The 19,437-nt window shown below is 63.0% G+C and carries 24 protein-coding genes; 11 read left to right on the top strand and 13 right to left on the bottom strand.

The features are described 5' to 3' along the window. Positions 1–120: 120 nt before the first annotated feature. Positions 121–1,107 (top strand): Gfo/Idh/MocA family protein, encoded by a 987-nt coding sequence (locus ACODTZ_RS08200; protein WP_489025101.1) that lies wholly within the window; start codon positions 121–123, stop codon positions 1,105–1,107. Here the strand turns inward: ACODTZ_RS08200 and ACODTZ_RS08195 are convergent, their stop codons facing one another. Both ACODTZ_RS08195 and ACODTZ_RS08190 read right to left on the bottom strand, forming a co-directional pair. Continuing rightward, on the bottom strand, positions 1,108–1,485 hold the full coding sequence (locus tag ACODTZ_RS08195) for a GtrA family protein (protein WP_018899289.1): 378 nt from the start codon (positions 1,483–1,485) through the stop codon (positions 1,108–1,110). Beyond that, positions 1,482–2,495, bottom strand: coding sequence for a glycosyltransferase (locus ACODTZ_RS08190; RefSeq protein WP_489025099.1), 1,014 nt, complete (start codon positions 2,493–2,495; stop codon positions 1,482–1,484). Before ACODTZ_RS08190 ends, ACODTZ_RS08195 begins: the two co-directional genes overlap by 4 nt. A gap of 215 nt (positions 2,496–2,710) precedes the next feature. Between ACODTZ_RS08190 and ACODTZ_RS08185 the strand changes: the two genes are divergently transcribed. Continuing rightward, entirely contained in the window at positions 2,711–4,513 is a 1,803-nt protein-coding gene (locus ACODTZ_RS08185; protein ID WP_489025451.1) for a hypothetical protein, read from the top strand. Positions 4,514–4,536: 23 nt separating this feature from the next. Here the strand turns inward: ACODTZ_RS08185 and ACODTZ_RS08180 are convergent, their stop codons facing one another. Both ACODTZ_RS08180 and ACODTZ_RS08175 read right to left on the bottom strand, forming a co-directional pair. Beyond that, complete coding sequence (locus ACODTZ_RS08180; RefSeq protein WP_489025097.1) at positions 4,537–4,773, bottom strand: hypothetical protein; 237 nt, start codon at positions 4,771–4,773, stop codon at positions 4,537–4,539. A 118-nt stretch (positions 4,774–4,891) separates the two neighbouring features. After that, complete coding sequence (locus ACODTZ_RS08175; protein ID WP_489025095.1) at positions 4,892–5,155, bottom strand: spike base protein, RCAP_Rcc01079 family; 264 nt, start codon at positions 5,153–5,155, stop codon at positions 4,892–4,894. 219 nt (positions 5,156–5,374) lie between these two features. Between ACODTZ_RS08175 and xseA the strand changes: the two genes are divergently transcribed. Next, on the top strand, positions 5,375–6,979 hold the full coding sequence (gene xseA, locus ACODTZ_RS08170) for an exodeoxyribonuclease VII large subunit (RefSeq protein WP_489025093.1): 1,605 nt from the start codon (positions 5,375–5,377) through the stop codon (positions 6,977–6,979). Positions 6,980–7,132: 153 nt separating this feature from the next. After that, positions 7,133–7,486, top strand: a complete 354-nt coding sequence (locus ACODTZ_RS08165; RefSeq protein WP_155947753.1) for a hypothetical protein — start codon at positions 7,133–7,135, stop codon at positions 7,484–7,486. A gap of 54 nt (positions 7,487–7,540) precedes the next feature. Here the strand turns inward: ACODTZ_RS08165 and ACODTZ_RS08160 are convergent, their stop codons facing one another. Further along, a complete protein-coding gene (locus tag ACODTZ_RS08160) occupies positions 7,541–8,794 on the bottom strand; it encodes an aminopeptidase (protein WP_489025092.1) in 1,254 nt (417 codons plus the stop codon). Between the two features lie 151 nt (positions 8,795–8,945). Here ACODTZ_RS08160 and ACODTZ_RS08155 point away from each other — a divergent pair, with 151 nt between their 5' ends. After that, a complete protein-coding gene (locus tag ACODTZ_RS08155) occupies positions 8,946–9,752 on the top strand; it encodes an Ivy family c-type lysozyme inhibitor (RefSeq protein ID WP_489025091.1) in 807 nt (268 codons plus the stop codon). A 13-nt stretch (positions 9,753–9,765) separates the two neighbouring features. Here ACODTZ_RS08155 and ybaK read toward each other — a convergent pair whose 3' ends face one another. From ybaK to ACODTZ_RS08135, 4 genes are read right to left on the bottom strand one after another with little or no spacing between them, the layout of a single operon-like run. Further along, a complete protein-coding gene (gene ybaK / locus ACODTZ_RS08150) occupies positions 9,766–10,239 on the bottom strand; it encodes a Cys-tRNA(Pro) deacylase (RefSeq protein WP_489025090.1) in 474 nt (157 codons plus the stop codon). A 4-nt stretch (positions 10,240–10,243) separates the two neighbouring features. Further along, positions 10,244–10,594 (bottom strand): ArsC family reductase, encoded by a 351-nt coding sequence (locus tag ACODTZ_RS08145; RefSeq protein ID WP_113010919.1) that lies wholly within the window; start codon positions 10,592–10,594, stop codon positions 10,244–10,246. A gap of 14 nt (positions 10,595–10,608) precedes the next feature. Then, entirely contained in the window at positions 10,609–11,688 is a 1,080-nt protein-coding gene (locus ACODTZ_RS08140) for a M14 family zinc carboxypeptidase (protein ID WP_489025088.1), read from the bottom strand. 44 nt (positions 11,689–11,732) lie between these two features. Then, on the bottom strand, positions 11,733–12,350 hold the full coding sequence (locus ACODTZ_RS08135) for a 2'-5' RNA ligase family protein (protein WP_489025086.1): 618 nt from the start codon (positions 12,348–12,350) through the stop codon (positions 11,733–11,735). A 123-nt stretch (positions 12,351–12,473) separates the two neighbouring features. On the opposite strand from ACODTZ_RS08135, the gene ACODTZ_RS08130 reads away from it, so the two are divergent. After that, positions 12,474–13,703 carry a glycosyltransferase gene (locus ACODTZ_RS08130; RefSeq protein WP_489025084.1) on the top strand — a complete coding sequence of 410 codons (1,230 nt, stop codon included), beginning with the start codon at positions 12,474–12,476 and terminating at the stop codon, positions 13,701–13,703. A 109-nt stretch (positions 13,704–13,812) separates the two neighbouring features. After that, a complete protein-coding gene (locus ACODTZ_RS08125) occupies positions 13,813–14,373 on the top strand; it encodes a methylated-DNA--[protein]-cysteine S-methyltransferase (RefSeq protein ID WP_489025082.1) in 561 nt (186 codons plus the stop codon). Between the two features lie 2 nt (positions 14,374–14,375). On the opposite strand, the gene ACODTZ_RS08120 is transcribed toward ACODTZ_RS08125, so the two are convergent. The 3 genes from ACODTZ_RS08120 to ACODTZ_RS08110 form a co-directional block, all read right to left on the bottom strand. Further along, the gene (locus tag ACODTZ_RS08120) at positions 14,376–14,765 is read right to left on the bottom strand and encodes a type II toxin-antitoxin system VapC family toxin (RefSeq protein WP_489025080.1); all 390 of its coding nucleotides are present in this window, start codon (positions 14,763–14,765) and stop codon (positions 14,376–14,378) included. Continuing rightward, the gene (locus ACODTZ_RS08115) at positions 14,762–15,052 is read right to left on the bottom strand and encodes an AbrB/MazE/SpoVT family DNA-binding domain-containing protein (protein ID WP_489025078.1); all 291 of its coding nucleotides are present in this window, start codon (positions 15,050–15,052) and stop codon (positions 14,762–14,764) included. Before ACODTZ_RS08115 ends, ACODTZ_RS08120 begins: the two co-directional genes overlap by 4 nt. A gap of 91 nt (positions 15,053–15,143) precedes the next feature. Then, on the bottom strand, positions 15,144–15,761 hold the full coding sequence (locus tag ACODTZ_RS08110; RefSeq protein WP_489025077.1) for a hypothetical protein: 618 nt from the start codon (positions 15,759–15,761) through the stop codon (positions 15,144–15,146). Positions 15,762–15,911: 150 nt separating this feature from the next. On the opposite strand from ACODTZ_RS08110, the gene ACODTZ_RS08105 reads away from it, so the two are divergent. Next, positions 15,912–16,406 (top strand): YciE/YciF ferroxidase family protein, encoded by a 495-nt coding sequence (locus ACODTZ_RS08105; protein WP_047506830.1) that lies wholly within the window; start codon positions 15,912–15,914, stop codon positions 16,404–16,406. Between the two features lie 42 nt (positions 16,407–16,448). Here ACODTZ_RS08105 and ACODTZ_RS08100 read toward each other — a convergent pair whose 3' ends face one another. Continuing rightward, positions 16,449–17,339: a LysR family transcriptional regulator gene (locus ACODTZ_RS08100; RefSeq protein WP_489025075.1), complete on the bottom strand. Its 891-nt coding sequence runs from the start codon at positions 17,337–17,339 to the stop codon at positions 16,449–16,451. A 121-nt stretch (positions 17,340–17,460) separates the two neighbouring features. On the opposite strand from ACODTZ_RS08100, the gene ACODTZ_RS08095 reads away from it, so the two are divergent. From ACODTZ_RS08095 to ACODTZ_RS08085, 3 genes are all read left to right on the top strand, one after another. Next, positions 17,461–18,456, top strand: a complete 996-nt coding sequence (locus ACODTZ_RS08095; RefSeq protein WP_489025073.1) for an aldo/keto reductase — start codon at positions 17,461–17,463, stop codon at positions 18,454–18,456. 141 nt (positions 18,457–18,597) lie between these two features. Continuing rightward, positions 18,598–18,885 (top strand): hypothetical protein, encoded by a 288-nt coding sequence (locus ACODTZ_RS08090; RefSeq protein ID WP_018899281.1) that lies wholly within the window; start codon positions 18,598–18,600, stop codon positions 18,883–18,885. Positions 18,886–18,966: 81 nt separating this feature from the next. Further along, positions 18,967–19,326 carry a nuclear transport factor 2 family protein gene (locus ACODTZ_RS08085; protein WP_111563263.1) on the top strand — a complete coding sequence of 120 codons (360 nt, stop codon included), beginning with the start codon at positions 18,967–18,969 and terminating at the stop codon, positions 19,324–19,326. Positions 19,327–19,437 lie beyond the last annotated feature (111 nt).

Below are 19,437 nucleotides of genomic sequence, written 5' to 3'. Positions count from 1 at the left end.
GCATCCGGGCGGATGAAAACCTGTGCCGCGGCAAGCGCCGCGAATTGTGATCGCGCCATTGCGTCCCGGGCCGGCCGTCTCTAATCTCGCGTCAAAATCAATGAAGGAGAGGAAAAGACCATGCTGCGTTTCGGTATCATGTCGACCGCCAAGATCGGCCGCGAGCTCGTGGTTCCGGCCATCCAGGACGCGGAAAATTGCGTCGTCACGGCCATCGCCAGCCGCGATTTGTCGAAGGCAAGGGAGATGGCCGACCGTTTCTCGGTGCCGCACGCCTTCGGCTCCTATGAGGAGATGCTGGCCTCCGACAAGATCGACGCCGTCTATATCCCGCTGCCGACCGCCCAGCATGTCGAGTGGACGATCAAGGCGGCCGATGCCGGCAAGCATGTGCTCTGCGAAAAGCCGATCGCGCTGAAGGCCGACGAGATCGACAGCCTGATCGCGGCGCGCGACCGCAACAAGGTGCTGGTGACCGAGGCCTACATGGTCACCTACGCGCCGGTCTGGCTGAAGGTGCGCCAGCTGATCAAGGACGGCGCCATCGGCACGCTGCTGCATGTGCAGGGCGCTTTCACCTACTTCAACCGCGACCCCGGCAACATGCGCAACATCCCCGCACTCGGTGGCGGCGCGCTGCCCGATATCGGCGTCTATCCGACCATCACCACGCGCTTCGTCACCGGCGAGGAGCCGCGCCGCGTCCAGGCCGTCACCCGCCGCGATCCTGATTTCGGCACCGACATCTATTCCAGCGTCAAGGCGGATTTCGGCGGGTTCGAGCTCAGCTTCTACATCTCCACGCAGATGGCGAACCGCCAGGTCATGGTGTTTCACGGCTCCGAAGGCTTCATCGAGGTGAAGTCGCCCTTCAATGCCGATCGCTGGGGTGCGGAAGAGATCGAGCTCAGCAACCGTAGCCACAACGAATCCACCACCTTCCGCTTCCCCGACAGCCGCCAGTACAAGCGCGAGGCCGAAGCTTTCGCGCGCGCTGCCACGGGTGAGGCGCAGGAGATCGTGTCGCTGGAGAGCTCCAAGCTCAGCCAGGCATTCATCGACGCGATCTATCGCGCCAGCGAGAAGGATGGCTGGGAGACGGTGTGATTATTTCTCGCGGAAGACGAAGCGCGAGTAGCCGAAAAAGCTGAAGACAGTTGCCGCGGCGGTGGCAAACACCATCGCCGCCAGCGGCTGCAGGTCGGGCATCGAAAGAAGCAGCGCCGAGTAGAGCCCGTAATTGACCAATGCGGCGGTGATCCCGACCGAGCCGTAGCGAAACCCTTCGGCGGCGAGAGAATCTCCCGAGCGTTCGAAGGTGAAGGTTCGGTTGAAGACGAATGTCGTCACCATGGCGAGCGCGATCGCGATCACCCGGGCGATGAAAGGCCCGATCGGCGTCGTGTGCAGCAGAAGCATGAGCACGCCGGCATCGACGATAAAGCCCAGCCCGCCGGCAATGCCGAAGCGCAGCAGTTTCTTCACGCCGCACCTGCTTGAGAGGGCTGCCGGCGAATGTCGATCTCCTCAAGCTCGGATGCGAAACCGTTGCCGAGAAGATGCGATGCCTCGAGCCGCATATATTCGATGCGCAGATGCTCGGCGCGCGAGCGGGCGACCGAATCCAGGATCACGCCGGCGGTGAACATCATGAACGAGATCATCATCAGCGCCATCGACATGACCCAGGTCGGCATGCGGCTGACGAGCCCCGTCTCGAAATATTCCGCCAGGACCGGCGTCATGAAGCCGAGGCTCAGCGCCATGAACAGGCCGGTGATGATGCCGAAGAAGGCGAAGGGACGCGTTTCCTTCATCAGCATGGCGAACATCCAGAGGATCTTGGCGCCATCCTTGAAGGTCGAAAGCTTCGAGTGCGAGCCCTCGGGCCGGCGGCCATAGTCGAGCTCCAGTTCGCTGACAGGCAGCTTCAGCCGTGAGGCGTGCACGGACATCTCCGTCTCGATCTCGAAGCCGGCGGAAACGGCCGGGAAGCTTTTCACGAAGCGGCGGGAAAACACCCGGTAGCCGGAGAAGATATCGGTGAAATCGGGGCCGAAGATCGTGCGGTACAGAATGTTGAAGATGCGGTTGCCGAAGGCGTGGCCCTGGCGGCCGGCGTCGTCATGCACGCCGCGGCGTGTGCCGACGACCATGTCGGCGCGTTCCGACAGCAGCGTGCGGATGAGCTCTTCCGCGTCCTCGGGCGCATAGGTGCCGTCGCCATCGGCCATGATGTAGATGTCGGCATCGATATCGGCGAACATGCGGCGCACCACATGGCCCTTGCCCTGGCGTCGCTCGCGTACGACATGGGCGCCCGCCAGCATGGCGTGAAGCGCCGTGCCATCGGTGGAATTATTGTCGTAGACATGAACCGCCGCATCCGGCAGCGTCGCCTTGAAGCCGCGTACGACCGCGCCGATCGTCGCCGCCTCGTTGTAGCAGGGAAGCAAAACGGCAACGCTCAGATTGTCGATACGCGATCCAGTCATGATCACACCCGTTAGAAAGAATTTGCGGCAAGTCTAAAGCAGGGCCGTTAACAAGTGCCTATGACGAGGGCGAAGGTCACTGATGGGGCGGCGAAGATGTGTCCGCGCCGCTACTTTACGCTTTCTTGATACGCGCATCGTAAAGTCGCGCCGCAATCAATGACGAGATCTGCTTCATGGCGACTGTTGCCCCGATGACTGGCGAACCAACATCCATGTCCCTCCGCGAAAGGCTGCAATTGCAGGCGGCGCGGCTCTGGCCTTCCGTTTTCTTCTACAGCGTGCTGCTGATAATCGCGATCGTCGCGCTACGTCTGCCGAACGCCAAGGACTATGTCGGCGCCGACAATGACGATGTCATGCGCCTCGTCGAGGTTCGCGATTTCCTCAACGGGCAAGGCTGGTTCGATCTCATGCAATATCGCATGGGGCTGGGCAACGGCACGCTGATGCACTGGTCGCGGTTGATCGACCTTCCGATAGCCACGCTGATCAAGTTCTTCTCGCTCTTCCTGCCCGAGCAGCGGGCAGAGGCTGCCGCATTGCTCGTCTGGCCGCTCTCGCTCGTCATTCCGAGCCTCTGGGGCATGGGGCTTGCCGGCCGGCGTGTCGGCGGCGTGTTCGGCATGCATATCGCGCTGGGGTTCACCGTCTTCCTGCTGCTTGCCAGCAACCGCTTCCTGCCCGGCTCCATCGATCATCACAATGTCCAGTTCGCCCTGGTGGCGATCATGACGGCCATGCTGCTCGATGAGGATGATCGGCCGCTGAGCTACGCGATCGCTGGCTTTTCAGCGGCGCTGGCGATTGCAATCGGCGCCGAGACCACGCCCTTCGTCGCGGGCGTCTGCCTTGTCGTCTCGCTGGCCTGGGCCTGGGAAGGAAAGCCCTTCGCGCCCGCCGCCAAGGCCTTCGGCTTGACGCTTGCGCTGTCGATCAGCCTGTTCTTCTTCGGCACGGTGCCGCCGAGGCTTTATCCTGCCGTCACCTGCGACAACCTCTCGCTCGGCTATTATAGCCTGGCTGCCATCGGTGGCGGCCTGCTCCTGTTTGCCGCCGCTTTTGCCAGCGGCCTCGGGCGCGGCTTGCGCTTCGTGGTCCTTGCGGGCGTGGGAGCCGGCGTGCTCGCCTCGGCGCTGATCATCGCGCCGCAATGCCTGCGCAATCCGCTTGCCGATCTCGACCCGATGCTGATCGATCTCTGGCTCAACAATGTCCAGGAAGCGCAGTCGATCTTCGGCGCAATGCGGCAGGATCCCTATACGCTCGGCTTCTTCTACGCGACGGGCCTGTTCGGCATCGCCGTCTGCGTCTTCCGGCTTTTCCATGCCGATCGCGTCCGCATCCATCTCATTCTGCTCTGCCTGCTCGGCATCAGCTTCGGGATCTCGCTCGTCCAGGTTCGCGGCTCGACCTTCGCCAACCAGCTCGCCGTCTTTCCTCTGGCGCTGCTGATCATCGACATACGCCGCGTCTCCAACGCCGATCGCGAAAATGGCGCCGCCGCGCTGAGCTATATCCTGACCGTACTCCTGAGCGTTGCCTCGGTCTGGGGGCTGGTCGGCGGCTTCATCGGCTCGCGTCTCGACAACACCCAGGCCGAATTGGCCGAGGCCAAGGAGAAGCTCACCTGCGCCTCGCCCGAGGTGGTCGCGCCGCTGGCGTCGATACCGCCCGGCCTCGTCTCCGCACCCTCGGACATGGGCGTTCATATTCTGCGCTTCACGCAAAACCGCATCCTCTCCGCGCCGTACCACCGCAACCAGGGCGGCATGCTCACTGAACTGCATATCGGCCTCGCGACACCCGCGGATGCGGAAGCCTTCATTCGCGGCACCGGCGTGACGACGCTCGCCTTCTGCCCCGATTTCGCGCAGACCCGCGAGATCGCCAAGATGAAGCCGGATGGTCTCTACGCACAGCTGGAAAAGGGCAATATCCCGTCCTACCTGCAGCCGCTGCCGAAGCAGGAGGGTTCGCCGGTGCAGTTCTTCCGCTACGTGCCCAGCGGATCGTGATTATCGTCGGATCGTGAGGGATATCAGACGAGGCGCGCTCTCTTGCGGGCGCGCCCGATCAGGTGCAGACCGACGAGGCAGGCGAGCAGGCTGATATTGTAGAAGAGGATGGCGACGGCGAGATCGATGATCGAGGTCGGCCCGAAAAGCGCCGCACAGATATAGCTTCCGCAGATGAGCAAGCCCACGAGAATCATGGAAAAGATGTTGCGCATCGGCGCTGTTGCGATGCCAATTGCTGTTGCGGTCAGAGCAATCATCAGGGTCTCCCGAATCACCTCACTATACGTCCGCTGGCTTTGACGAACAATTAACGCACCGGCAATATTCGCGGTTCCATATATTTCATGAGCCAGAAACAAGCGGCGCGCCGGATATTCAAACGAGGCCGATGAGACCGCTCGCCGTGGTGCCCGATGCGCGCACGCGCGACACGCGCAGCGGCAAAAGCACGCCGTCAGCCACGCCCTCGAAGGTCAACAATGCGCCTGATGCCATCTCCACCGCGAGAGTGCCGCCACCGCCGACATAGAGCGCGCGCGTGGTCTCGGGCAGCGCCAGCGTGTCGTCGGGCGTGATCGGAAAGCCGGTGCTGGCGGGGCCAGTGAGCGAGGGTGTGTGAGATGCAAAGCGATCGGACATGGGAAGCTCCTTGGTTTTCTTCCGCAATCATGGTGCCACCATGCAAAACGGGGAAAATCGCGCGCTGGCTTGAGACGTCGTGTTGTCTTGCCGATCCATCAAGCTATTGAAACAGCGCGATTGTTTTCGTTGAGATGCAGCATCGAACAGCGCCAGCGAACGAAAAACCTCCCCGCGCACGGGGCTGCCTTTGCGCTCTTCTTCGGCTAGAACAGCCTTATGAGCAGCTTCTTCGACAATGATTCGCCGAGCAATCTCACCGAATATTCGGTGTCGGAACTGTCGGGTTCGATCAAGCGGACCGTCGAGACGGCCTTCGATCAGGTGCGCGTGCGCGGCGAGATCTCCGGCTATCGCGGCCCACACTCGTCTGGACACGCCTATTTTTCGCTGAAGGACGACCGCGCCCGCATCGATGCCGTGGTCTGGAAGACGAGCTTTTCGCGACTTAAAGTCCGCCCCGAAGAGGGGATGGAAGTGATCGCAACAGGCAAGATCACCACCTTCCCGGGCTCTTCCAAGTATCAGATCGTCATCGAGACGCTGGAGCCGGCGGGCGCCGGCGCGCTGATGGCGTTGATCGAGGAGCGCAAGCGCAAGCTTGGCGCCGAGGGACTGTTCGATCCCGCCCGCAAGCGGCCACTGCCCTTCATGCCCCGCGTCATCGGCGTCGTGACCTCGCCGACAGGCGCCGTCATCCGCGATATCCTGCATCGCATCTCCGATCGCTTCCCCGTGCATGTCGTCGTCTGGCCAGTGAAGGTGCAGGGCGAGGGCTCGGGCGAGGAGGTGGCGAACGCCATTCGCGGCTTCAACAGTTTCGCGCCCGATGGGCCAACGCCGCGTCCAGACGTGCTGATCGTCGCGCGCGGCGGCGGCAGCCTCGAGGATCTCTGGAGCTTCAACGACGAGATCGTGGTGCGCGCCGCCGCCGAAAGCCGCATCCCGCTGATCTCGGCCGTCGGCCACGAGACCGACTGGACGCTGATCGACTACGCCGCCGACGTTCGCGCCCCGACGCCGACGGGGGCCGCCGAAATGGCGGTGCCGGTCAAGGCGGAGCTGGAGGCGCAGCTCTCGGGGCTTGCGGCCCGGCTGCAGGGCAGCACGCTGAGGCAGATGGACCAGCGCCGGCAGCAGGTGCGGGCACTGATGCGGGCACTGCCCTCGCTCGACCAGCTTCTGGCTTTGCCGCGCCGCCGCTTCGACGAGGCCGCATCAGGCCTTGGCCGTGGCCTCGAGCTCAACACCTTGAACAAGCGCCGCAGCTTCGAGCGCACGGCGGCGCATCTGCGCCCCGACATGTTGTCCAACCGGATCGCCGAGCGCCGCCAGATGCTTAACGAGCGCATGACGCGGGCGGAACGCACCGTCGAGCGGCTGATCGACCGCTCGAAATCGCGCATCGGCCGCGCCGACGCGGCACTCGCCTCGCTGCCATCGCGGCTGAAGAGCCAGACATCGCGCATGCGCGACCGCCTCGCCAATCTCTCGCGCAGCGCCGACACGGCGGTGCGCCACCAGCTGGTGCGGGCGCGCGGCGAGCTATCTGCGCAGGAGCGCATGCTGCAATCGCTCTCCTACAAGAACGTCTTGAAGCGCGGCTATGCCGTCATTCGCGACGAGGACAACCGGCCGGTTTCCGAGGCAGCGATGTTGTCGGCGGGCTCAGGCATCTCGATCGAATTCTCCGATGGCCGCATCGGCGCGATCACCACCGAGGGCGGCGAGCCGCCAGCCGGCGCCAGAAAGCGCGGTAGCAAAGCCTCGGAGCCGAAGGCAGCCGATCCCGCAGCGCCGCCGAAGCAGGGCAGCCTGTTTTGATCTTGCCGACATAGGGCACGTTCTTACGCGTCGATCACCAAATATTGGTCGCGACGCCCTCGGCCGGGCGTTTAAAAAATGCGGCAAAGCGCCTATGTGGAAGCAAAGGCGCGGCGATTTCAGCCGCTTCATGATGCGACCTGGAGAAATACCTTGAAAAGAATGTTGCCCGCTCTTCTGATGGTCGGCGCCCTTGCCGGCGCGCTCTCCGGCGCATTGCCTGCCGCGCCGGCGCTGGCGGGCCAGTCGAAAGTGTCCGAGTTCATTTTCGGCAAGGCCTATAACGACAGCGTCACCGCCATCCGCATCACCTCGCTCTCACAGCGCGAGCAATCGCTGCCGCTATCGCTGCGCCACCCCATGCCATCAGGCATCCGCGAAGCGCAGGCGACCGTCAGCGCCGACAGGCATCTGATGCAGGCGATCGCCGATCGCGGCATCGCGCTGAAGAATGTCATCCAGGTGCAGCGGGCGCTGAACGGCGGACACGTGATCTATTACCGCTGACCCGGAATTCCGGCCGGGCAAACCCGGCCGCTATGCGTGAAGTGGCTTGGACCGTTACGCCCACTCGCCCTGCCGCATGACGGGCACCTTCGAGCCATCGGCCCTGATGCCGTCGATATCGACCTTGTCGGAGCCGATCATCCAGTCGATGTGGATCAGGCTGGAATTGCCGCCCTGCGCCTTGATCTGATCCTGGCTGAGGCTGGCGCCATCGAGGAAGCACTTGGAATAGCACTGGCCGAGCGCGATGTGGCACGAGGCGTTTTCGTCGAACAGCGTGTTGTAGAACAGGATGCCGCTGGCCGAGATCGGCGATGAATGCGGCACCAGCGCCACTTCGCCGAGCCGGCGCGCGCCCTCGTCCGTATCGAGCACCTTGTTTAGCACCTCTTCACCGCGCGACGCCTTCGCCTCGACGATCCGGCCGCCCTCGAATTTCACGCGAATATTGTCGATCAGCGTGCCCTGGTGCGACAGCGGCTTGGTGCTCGACACATACCCCTCGACACGCAGGGCATGCGGCGTCGTGAACACTTCTTCGGTGGGGATATTCGGGTTGCAGGTAATGCCGTTCTTGGCGGTCGAGGCGCCGCCGTGCCACTCGTGGCCATCGGCCAGCCCGACGGTCAGGTCCGTGCCCGGGCCGGTGAAATGCAATGCAGAGAACCGCTCGCCATTCAGCCAGCTGGAACGCTTCCTGAGATTGGCGTTGTGCTCCGCCCAGGCCGCGATCGGGTCTTCGACATCGACGCGCGAGGCGGCGAAGATCGCCTTGGCGAGCTTGGCGACCGCGATCGGCTCGGGATCGTTGGGGAACACCAGCTTTGCCCAGGCCGGGTTCGGATAGGAGACGATGTTCCAGTTGATGTCGAAATTGGAGATCTTCTCGAGCGCCGGCTTGTAGGCCGTCGACATCGCCCGGTTGGCGCGGCCGACCTTGGCGGGGTCCTGCTCGGAGAGCATCATCGGATTGTCGCCGGCAACCGCAAGCCGCGCCGCCCCGTTCGCATAGGCCTTCGCCATGCCCTCGTAGAGCCAGCTGGACGCCCGGTCGAAGCTCGCATCATTGGCATATTGATAGCGCGCCAACGTCGATTCCTCGTCGGAATAAAAGGCACTGACCAGGCCGGCACCCGCCATATAGGCGTGCTTGGTGATCTGCCGCACCAGCGGCAGCGCCACGACGGGCGCGGTGATCACGAGATCCTGGCCGCTCTGAAGCTGCAGCCCGACCTTGACGGCGACTTCGGCGAGCTTGTCGAGCTTGATGGGGTCCACGGCGTTATCGCCCTGCGGCATGTAGTTCATGATCGATCACCTTCTGAAACGAACGGACAGGCCATCAGACTTAGACCCCTTTGCGGCGAAATTGAAGCTTGCGGCCCTTGCCAATTTCAACCGTGCATATTCAGATGTCCTAAGGGGACATCGGGCAAGTGGGGAGCGGATGAGACAGCTGATGGGGATACTGGCCGCGGCAGGGCTCTCCCTGCCGGCAGCGGCAGTCGCTGGCGAACTCGGCATGACCATGTTCGGCCACAAGGTCGAGATCGTGAAGCAGGATGACGAGCTTGCGCTGGCGGTTGACGGCCGCAAGCTGCTGGCCAATGCCTATCTGATGATCGAGGAAATGGCGGTTGTCGGCAACGTCCCGGTTGCCATCGGCTCCTCGTCCAATGGCGGCAATGCCTGCCCGGGCGATCGCTTCGTGCTGTCCTTCTCACCGGGCGCCGTTCCGCGTCTCGACGGGCAGCCGGACGATTACGTCGGGCTGGAAGTCGAAAACAAGGGGGATCACCTGCTGTTTTCCTCGCAGCCGATCCCCGGCCGCGCCGGCGTGCAATGGTCCTGGACTGCGCCCGACGGCTTCAAGCCATTGGCCGACGTCGCCTTCACGCCCAATGCCGCAAAGGGCTGGGACGCGCTGCGCGATCACAAGGCGGCGCATCCGGCGGAGCTCTTCTCCAACGCGGCGGTGGCAAAGGAAATCTACGCTCTTCTGGGTGCCGACAAGGAACAGTATGAGCGCAGCATCACCGGCGTCGGCAGCGGCAGTTTCGATGGCAGTGTCTTTACCGGCATGGCCTGCACGCCGCATATGTGTACGGAAGAGGAGGCGATCCTCGTCGCTGATATCGACAGCCGCGCCGTCTATCTGGCCTGGAAGCCGTTCAACAAGAAGATCATCGTTCGCCCGCCGGTCAAGCAGTGGCCGGACAAGGCGCGGGCGGCGCTGAAGGACTGGGCCGCCAAATGGAAGGGTTGAGGCCGGAACTCGCTCACGCCACCAGCGCCGCGGCCGTTGCCTTCAACACTGCGAGCGCATCCTTCGGATCAAGCCGCACCTGCAATCCGCGCTGCCCGCCATTCATGTAGACGAGCGCTTCGCCCATCGCTGCTTCCTCGATCGCCGTCGGCACGAGTTTCTTCTGGCCGAAGGGGCTGATGCCGCCCACGTGATAGCCGGTCAGGCGCTCGGCATCCGCCGGCTTCATCATGTTGGCCGACTTGCCCTTGAAGGCAGCGGCGAGCTTTTTCATGCTGACCTCGCGATCGGAGGGGACGACGACGCAGACCGCTTTGCCGTCCACCTCGGCCATCAGCGTCTTCAACACGCGGTGCGGCTCCTCGCCGATCGCTTCGGCCGCCTGCAGCCCGATGCGCTCGGCGTTTGGATCGTACTCATAGGTGTGGACGGTGAAAGCAACCTTCGCCTTCTCCAGAACCTGCGTTGCCCGCGTCGTCTTCGACATTTGATCAGCCCTTGAAGAACCCGCCATAGATCTCCGGCTTGAAGCCGACCAGAAGCTTGCCGTCAGCCTCGACAACAGGCCGCTTGATCATCGACGGCTGCTCCAGCATCAGCGCGATCGCCTTCTCGCGGTCGAGGTTTTCGCGGGCATCATCCGGCAGTTTGCGGAAGGTCGTGCCGGCGCGGTTGAGCACCGTTTCCCAGCCGGCTTCCTGCGTCCACTTTTCCAGATGCGCCCGGTCGATGCCTGAAGCCTTGTAGTCGTGAAAATCATAGGCGACGTCGTGCTCTTCCAGCCAGGTGCGGGCCTTCTTCATCGTGTCGCAGTTCTTGATGCCATAGATGGTGACGGTCATTCGGTTCTTCCCAATCAATTCTCAAGAGCGCCCGGCTTGCGCACAACCTTGCTGGCCGCCCCGCAGGCGATCTTCATCAGGTCGGCGCGGCGGCGCACCAGACGCGACGAGGTGCGGGTGACGATCAGACCCGCCTGCGGCGCACGCACTTCGATCGCGCCATCGGCCATGCCGGGCCGGGTGAGGATGGTCGCCAGCAGCTCGCCTTCCTTGATCTCCTCGCCGATATTGCGATGGAAGAGCACGGTGCCGGCCTCAGGCGCGCGGATCATCTCGATATTGTCGAGCGGCACGGCAGGGCCGGTGAAGGGCGCAAGCGTAACCTGATGAGCGATGGCGCCGCGTGCAGCGAGGAAGTTGAACAGCCCCTCGGCATCCTTCTTTGCCATCTCAGGATAGACGTCGCGCATGCCGCGAAGCTCGACGGTGACCGATAGCTTGCCGGGCAGCCGCGTCTTCTTCTCTTGCGTTTCGTGCTTCCAGGCATAGCCGATCGCCTCTTCAAAGGCCGAGCTTTCGCCATCCGACAAGAGCACCGCCTCCATGTCGAGCGCTGCGGCAAGATCGGCCGCCTCCGGCCAGAAGGCCTCGTCGATATAGGCATATTGCAGCGATTCATCGTCGCAATGCAGGTCGATCACCAGGTCCGCTTCCAGCGCCATATGCATCAGCTGCCGCTTCAACCGGTCGACGGCATTGTAGCGGTCGAGCTCGGCCACCAGGCCGTCGCGATCGTTGACCGAGATCAGCGGGAACTCGCGGTTGAAATTGGTGCGCGTCCCAAGATCGAACCGGCCCTGCAGCTCGCCAAAATGCGATTGCGCCGCGCCAATTGGGTTGGCATGCGGAACAATTGTGATGTCGCTCAGGATTTCGCCGGCGCTTTCGGCCATGCGCAGTTTCTCGCAGAGGAAATGCACCAGCGCCGTGCCCGGCAGCTCGTTGGCATGCAGCGCCGCCTGGATATAGATCTTCGGCGCCTTCGGGTCGCTACCCTTGAAGCGCAGCACCGGCAGCCGCCACTCCATTCCCGCCGTATCGCCTGAAATGATGATCTCGGACCTATCCATTTTCGTCTCCGCTGCTGCTGTCATTGCTGCAGCAGCTTTAAGCGCGTTCCGATACATGAGGCAAGGTGTCAGCCGCGTTCGCTGAGCGGCCAGCTTTCCACATGCTCGTAGTTCGGCTCACCCGGCCGTTTGTGCAGAAGCACGAACTCCCGCGCGGGCATGACAACAGGCGTCGCAAGCGCGGTCTTTGCCACCGTCTCGTCGGCGTAAAACAGCGTCGCATGCGGCTGGAAATCGGCTTTCACATGCGGGTCGCAGCCGATCGCATGCATCTCGATACCGATCTGGATATGCAACTGTCGCAGAAGTTCCCGACCGCCATTGCCCGAGAGCACGATGGCGTTGCGCGACGCCGTCCTGAATGTTGCGACATGATCGAAGCTGAGATCGAAACGGCAGGCATCGACTTCAGATGCTGCCTGGCAAGCCGCGAAGATCATCTCGTCCTTGATCTTCTCGGCGCTCGCAACGCCATAGAGCGAGACGTGCAGCCGCTCGGGCGCCATCGGTGAGAGAAGCCCGTCATGCTCCCTCTGCAGGCGCGCCTGTATCTCCAGGCAGGCCTGGCGCGCGTCGGGATCCGGCAGGATCGCGAAAAACAGGGTTTCTTTGCCAAATCTTGACGATTTCGGGTGCATCGTGCGGCTTGCGAAATCGAAGGACGATTGCGTGTTCTGTTCGTGCATGACCAACCACCGGAGCATCCGCCCCGCCTCTGTCTATCCAGGGAACGCAGGGATGGTATCAGGTGAATTGAGGAAATCAAGAACAAAAGAAGAACATTTAAGATCGATGCCGGGAGACTGTAGATGCGTATCCTGATGGCCTGCGCGGCCTTTCCGCCCTTTATCGATGGCGGCGGCCCGATTTCGGCGATGATGGTCGCCAAGCTCTTGATCGCGGCAGGCCACGAGCTGGAAGTCGTCAACGTCTCGGGCGAGGACAAGCACGAGGTCTATGACGGCGTGCCCGTGCACCGCCTGAAGACGCTCAATATCGACTGGAATTACCGGCTTCCCCGGCCAGGCTGGAAGAAGCTGATCTGGCACGCGCTGGAGAATTTCAATCCGCGCGCTTATCTCGTCATGCGCCGCGAAATCCGCCGGTTCAAGCCGGATATCGTGGTGACCGACAGCATCGAAAACATCAACGTCGCCACCTGGGCGGCCGCCAAGCGCTCAGGCGTGCCGGTTTGCCATATCCTTCGCAGCGCCTTTCTGCTCTGCTGGAAGGCCAGCATGCGGCGCGGCGACGACAATTGCGTGCGCGCCTGCTCCTCCTGCCAAGTCTCCTCCTACGGCAAGAAATTCTTCTCGCGCTATGTCGATGCCGTGATCGGCGAGACCGATTTCATCATCGGCCGCCACACCGAGCATGATTATTTCCCCAATGCCAGCACCCACCGCGTCCCCGGCGCCGTTCCGCCGATTGCCCGCAGCGAGCCGCGCAAGCCGCCGGAAGGGCCGATGCGCTTCGGCTTCATCGGCGTGCATGATCCGGTGAAGGGCCTCGATACGCTCGCCCGCGCCGCCCATAGGCTCGTCAACGACCACAATGTCCGCTTCGTCATCGCCGGCAGCGCCAAGAGCGATTATTCGAAGTCGCTGCCGCAGAAGTTTCCGGGCGAGAATACGAAGTTCCTCGGCTGGACCAAGCCCGAGGATTTCTTCCCTCAGATCGACGTTCTCGTCGTCCCCTCGCTCTTTCGCGAGCCCTTCGGCCGCGTGGTGATCGAGGCTTTCGCGCAAGGCGTCCCCGTCATCGGCGCCCGCTCCGGCGGCATTCCTGAATCGATCGATCCCGGCAAAGACGGCTATCTCTTCGATCCCGGCGACGACAAGGCGCTCGCCGCCGAGATCGCCTCCATGGCGGCCAAGCCCGAGGCCATCCCCGCGCTGTCGCGCGCAGCCCTTGAGGCAGCACGTCGCTACGAGCCGCCAAAGATCGCCGCCGGCTTCGACGCCGTCTTCGCCAAGCTGCGCCCGGATCTGGCCAAGCCTGCGCAAGACGAGGCCGCCCCCCGCCAGGCACGCGGCTGATCGCAAATTCCCGACGCGCAAGAAACGGGTTGAATTCGTAGCCGTCAGGTACGATTTTCGGGTGAGGCCGATCATACGGCCGCAGCTTCAGTATCGGGAGGCGAGACCCATGGCCCAACAAGCTCAGCATTACGCCATCTTCGAAACCGCGGGCGGTTTCTGCGGCATCGCATGGAACGCCATCGGCATCACCCGCTTCCAGCTGCCGACATCAAGCGCTGATGGAACCGAACGCCTGCTGCTCCGCCGCGTCCCCGATGCCGAGCCGGCAACGCCGACGCCTGACATTGCGGAAGCCATCGCCGCCGTACAACGCTACTTCGCCGGTGAGCCGATCGACTTCTCCGATCTCGCGCTCGATCTCGCCGGCCAGGACGATTTCTTCCGCGACATCTACGCCGCCGCCCGCCGCCTGCGCTGGGGCCAAACCACCACCTACGGCGCGCTCGCCAAGGAGCTCGGCCACGGCCCCGAAGCCGCCCGCGATGTCGGCCAGGCCATGGCCAAGAACCCCATCGCGCTCATCATCCCCTGCCACCGCGTTCTCGCCGCCGGCAACAAGATCGGCGGCTTCTCGGCGCCGGGCGGCTCGGTGTCGAAGGCAAGGATGCTGGAGTTGGAGGGCGTGAAGGTCGCGCCGCCGAAGCCGGTGCAGCAGTCGTTGTTTTGAGGTCAGGGTTCGCGAACGAACGCGTGGCCCGCGGCGTGTGCCGCCTTGATGAACTTGCGATCGAACGTGACCAAGGCGTCGCAATGCTGGACGCGAAGCAGATGCAGCGCATCCGCAAAATCCATGCCTTTTTCAACGAGATCGAATGCGGCGGCCACCAAGTCTGCGTCTTCGATCGTCACACTCGGCATGCCTGCGAAGATGCGCAGCGAGTTCACGATGTCCATTCGAGAAAAGCCGAACGTTGTCCTGAGAACCCAGGCGACCTCCATCACGACAGTGGCGGCAACGAAAACGCTCTCAGTATCGATAATCTCTCGAGCCCGGAGCGATTGCTCAGGATGGTCACCCGCTATGTACCGTACGATAAGGTTCGTATCGACAGCGATCATGTTTCCGGATCGCGACTGCGCGCATATCGAGCCTTTGCCTCGGCCGCCACGCCAGCGTCCATCTCTTCCAGCGTCTTGGGCTCGCCCTTGTATGCCAAGATGCCGAACGCCGAGCCCTGCGGGGTCGGCGCAAATGCCGGAGCCTGCTTGAGCAGGACGCCCTCTGGCGTTTCCTCAACGATCAGACGCGTGCCGGCTTCCCAATCGCGCCGTTGGCGGATTGCCTTGGGAAGAATGACCTGCCCCTTGGTCGAGACAGTGGTGATCAGGGTTTCGCTCTGCGCCATGGCTTGAATTCCTGAGGTACGACGAATGTAAGGTAATCCGTCTCGCCTTTGCCTTCAAGCTTCGCCCTTCACGGCCACATCCGCTAGCGGATCAACTGCCGAGCGGCGGAAACCCCACGTACCATTCAGAATGCCCGCCCTCCCAATTCTCCATCCCCGGCTTGGTCAAGATGCCGCGCGGGCTGACGTAGCTCTGGATCACCCGGCGCGGGCGCTCGTGCCACTGGATGTTGAAGGCCCATAATTTCGGGAAGAAGCAGAGCGAGGCGTAGGGCAGATGGTCGTGGATCCACCAGGCGAGCCGCTGCCAGTCTTCGAGCGCGTGATAGCGATCGACCACCCAGGGAACGACGACGCAGGCCGCGGCACCCATGTAACCATCGGCATCGCGCATGTCCCAGATGTGGTGAGCGGCTGTTGCGGCGTTGGTGGAGCAGTTGAGCTTGTTCTGGTTGCCGAAGCGATTGACCTCGGGCGAGCGGTAGCCGGAGCGGATGTGCAGGCGGCCGAAGGTTTCCTGCAAGGGTTCCAGCAGCTCCTCGCAGAGCCTCTTTCCTGTCTCGATAGCCAGATCGGGATCGTCGGGGATATTCGGGATGCGATAGAAATCGGCGATCTCCGAGTGCAGGAAATCGCGCAGGAAGAAATTCTTCGACAGCCGCGCCCGGCCCAGATCCTCCAATGCTTTCATCGATCCCGGCTTTTTCATAAGCGACCTCCCTGCCCTGCTGGCGGCAAGTTTGCAGCATCCGCCGCAAATCGCCACCCGAAATGATCGGAACCATTAGCCTTCGTCCAGCTTCTCCTTGCGAAGCCGCATGACGCGGCTTCCACGAGCCAGGGACAAAGGACAAGGGACATGGCAAAGGAAAAGAACCTCGACGATCTGTTCTACGATACGCTGAAGGACATCTACTACGCGGAAAAGCAGATCCTCAAGGCGCTGCCGAAGATGGCGCGCGCCGCGCAATCGGAAGAGCTGAAAGCCGGATTCATGACGCACAAGGAACAGACGGAAGGCCATGTCGACCGGCTGCAGCAGGTGTTCGAGTTGATCGGCAAGCGGGCGCAGGGCAAGACCTGCGAGGCGATCCAGGGGATCATCGCGGAAGGCGAGGAGATCATCGAGGAATTCAAGGGTTCGCCGGCTATCGATGCCGGGCTGATCTCCTCGGCGCAGGCCGTCGAGCATTACGAGATGGCCCGCTACGGGACGCTGAAGACCTGGGCGCAGACGCTCGGCAAGAAGGACGTGGTGACGCTGCTCGACCAGACGCTGCAGGAAGAAGCCGCAACCGACAAGACCTTGTCGAAGCTCGCAACCTCGGCGGCCAACCAGAAGGCCGCGGCCTGACCGGCGGCGCAGGCGGGAGCGCCATGATCGGCCGCTCCCGCCTCAGCCCGTATAACGGAAGAAATCGATGAAGGCGCGCAAGGCCGGGCGCATCTGGCGGCGGCTTGGATAGTAAATGAAGGGACCCGGATAGGGTGCGCACCAATCCTCCAGCACCCGCACCAGTTTGCCGCTTGCAAGCTCGTGTTCGACGCGCAGGTCGAAGAGATAGGCGAGGCCGACGCCGTTCAGCGCCGCGATCAGCGCCAGCCTGTCTTCGCTGACGATCAGCGGGCCATCCACGGGAACCACCAGTTCGCGGCCGTCCTTCTCGAACTCCCAGCGGTAGATCGTGCCATTGGTGAAGCGTCGCTTGATGCAGCGGTGGTCGACGAGGTCGGAGGGATGCAGCGGCTTGGGGTGGCGTTTGAAATAGTCTGGCGAAGCGGCGATCACGGTCGTGAGGTTCGGCGAGGCGCGCACCGCGATCATGTCGGCCTCGAGGCTCTCTTCCAGCCGGATGCCGGCGTCGAAGCCCTCGCGGACGATGTCGATGAAGCCGTCCTCGTTGGCGATTTCGAGCGTGATATCGGGATAGCGGTTGAGGAATTCGCCGAGGCGGGGCGCGAGCAGGATGTCTGAGGCGAAGCGCGGTGCGGTCACCCGCAGCGTGCCGGCCGGGCGCCCACCCGCCTCGCTGACGGCTTCGAGCGCGATGCCGATCTCGTCCAGCGCCGGCTTCAACCGCTGCAGAAGCAATCTCCCCTCCTCCGTCGGCGCCACGCTGCGCGTCGTGCGCGCCAGAAGGCGGATGCCCAGGCTCTCCTCGAGGCTGGAGACGGCGTGGCTGACGGCCGAGGGAGCAATCTCCAGCTCCTTGGCGGCGGCGCGGAAGCTGCGGTGTTCGGCGACAGTGGCGAGAACGGCGAGTTGGGCGAGCTGGGTCCTGTTCATTGATCTATTTGTTAGAACAGCCTGTGCCGTATTGCACGTATTTTTTGAAAGCTCCCGGCGCGCTAGGTTTGCCTCGTGCCGCTCAATAGCGGCCTCACTATTTGCTCGAAGGGAGCCAGACATGAAAACCCGCACACTCGGACAGGACCTTGAAGTCTCCGCCGTCGGCCTCGGCTGCATGGGCATGAGTTTCGCCTATGGCGCCAGCGACGAGAATGAATCGATCCGCACACTTCACCGCGCCGTCGATCTCGGCATCACCTTCTTCGACACGGCCGAAATGTACGGCCCCTACACCAACGAGCAGCTGCTCGGCCGCGCCTTGAAGGCGGTGCGCGACCGCGTCGTCATCGCCACCAAGTTCGGCTTCAAGTTCGACCCTTCGAAATCCGGCGCGGCGGCGCTGACGGGCGTCGACAGCCGGCCGGAGAATGTGAAGCGCGTGGCGGAAGCGTCGCTGAAGCGGCTCGGCACCGATGTCATCGACCTCTATTACCAGCACCGCGTCGATCCCAACGTGCCGATCGAGGAGACGGTCGGCGCCATGGCCGAGCTGGTGCGCGAGGGCAAGGTGCGGGCGCTGGGCTTGTCCGAGGCCGGAAGCGCCACGATCCGTCGGGCGCATGCGGTGCATCCGATTGCGGCCGTGCAGAGCGAATATTCGCTCTGGTCGCGCGATCCGGAGCATGACGTGCTTGCCACCTGCCGGGAGCTCAAGATCGGCTTCGTGCCATACAGCCCGCTCGGCCGCGGCTTCCTAACAGGGGCGATCCGCAAGCCTGAGGATCTTGGCGCCGACGATTTCCGCAGCCAGCTGCCACGCTTCCAGGCGGACAATTTTGATGCCAATGCCGCCCTTGTGGCCAAGCTCGAGGCGCTGGCGAAAGACAAGGGCGTGACCACGGCGCAGCTGGCGCTCGCCTGGGTTCTGCATCAGGGCGAGGACATCGTGCCGATCCCCGGCGCCCGCAAGGTCAACCATCTCGAGCAGAACGCGGCCGCCGCCGATATCGCGCTGTCGGCCAAGGAACTCGCCGAGCTCGGCGAGATCATGCCGCTCGATGCGATCGCCGGCAAGCGCTACTCCGAGGCGTCGCTGGCTATGACCAATCTCTGATGAGCGATAGCCGCCCCGGTGCAGTGCCCCGGGGCGGCCCAACCTGAGATCAAGAAAGAGATTTCGTTTTGTTCAACTTTGGGTCTTCTCCCCCTGCATATTAGCACTAGGTAAACTTTCCATTGCAAGGAAGGGAACCCCATGCCTGATGCCAAGGACAAAGGGCCGGCCGATCCAGGCCTGTCCGACATAAGAGGACGCATGCTCGTGCTTGAAGTGGTGGCGATGACCTCGCTGGCGCTGGTTCTGGACACATCCGGCGAGGATGGCGGGAAGATGGGGCGGGGTATCCTGCACCTCATCCGCGAGGCTGTCGGCAACAAATGCGACGAGATGGGTCTGTCCGACAACGCCTCATCGACCGCGCAGGCCTATGCCGAGGAACTGATCGGCACCGCCCTGGCCACGCTCTACCCATCCACCCATTAAAGCAGGCACAGTCCCGCAACGACTTTGCGCGTTGCGTGCTCCGCGCTATACTTCACCATCGACACGATCGAGGTACGGACCATGACGGACCGGCAGGCGATAGAGGCAGTCGTGCATCTCTATGTCGAAGGCATGACCTTCGCCAACGAGGCGGCGCTGCGCAAGGCGTTTCATCCAAAATGCGCAGTCATCGGGCATTACGAGAGCGCGGTCGAGTGGTCGACCCGCGACGAGTTCATCGCCGCCATCGTGGCCGAGGGCTCGGCCCCGCCAGGCACGCAGCCGCACATGGACATCCAGACCCTTGATGTCATCGGCGATGCCGCGAGCGTCAAGGTCAGCGACGACTTCGCCGGCATGCGCTTCACCGACTATCTCTCGATGCTGAAGATCGACGGGCGGTGGACGATCGTGAATAAGGTTTATTATCTACACGATTGATGGGGGTCATTCCCTCTCCTCATTCCTGTGCCCAGGCTTCGCCCTTGCGATGTGACAGGAATCCAGCCACGGCGCGTCCGCGCCGTGAATGACCGTTCTTCATGTCAGAAA

It is taken from the genome of Rhizobium sp. FG113 (assembly GCF_057809895.1).
This window is presented reverse-complemented; position numbering and strand designations above follow the sequence as displayed.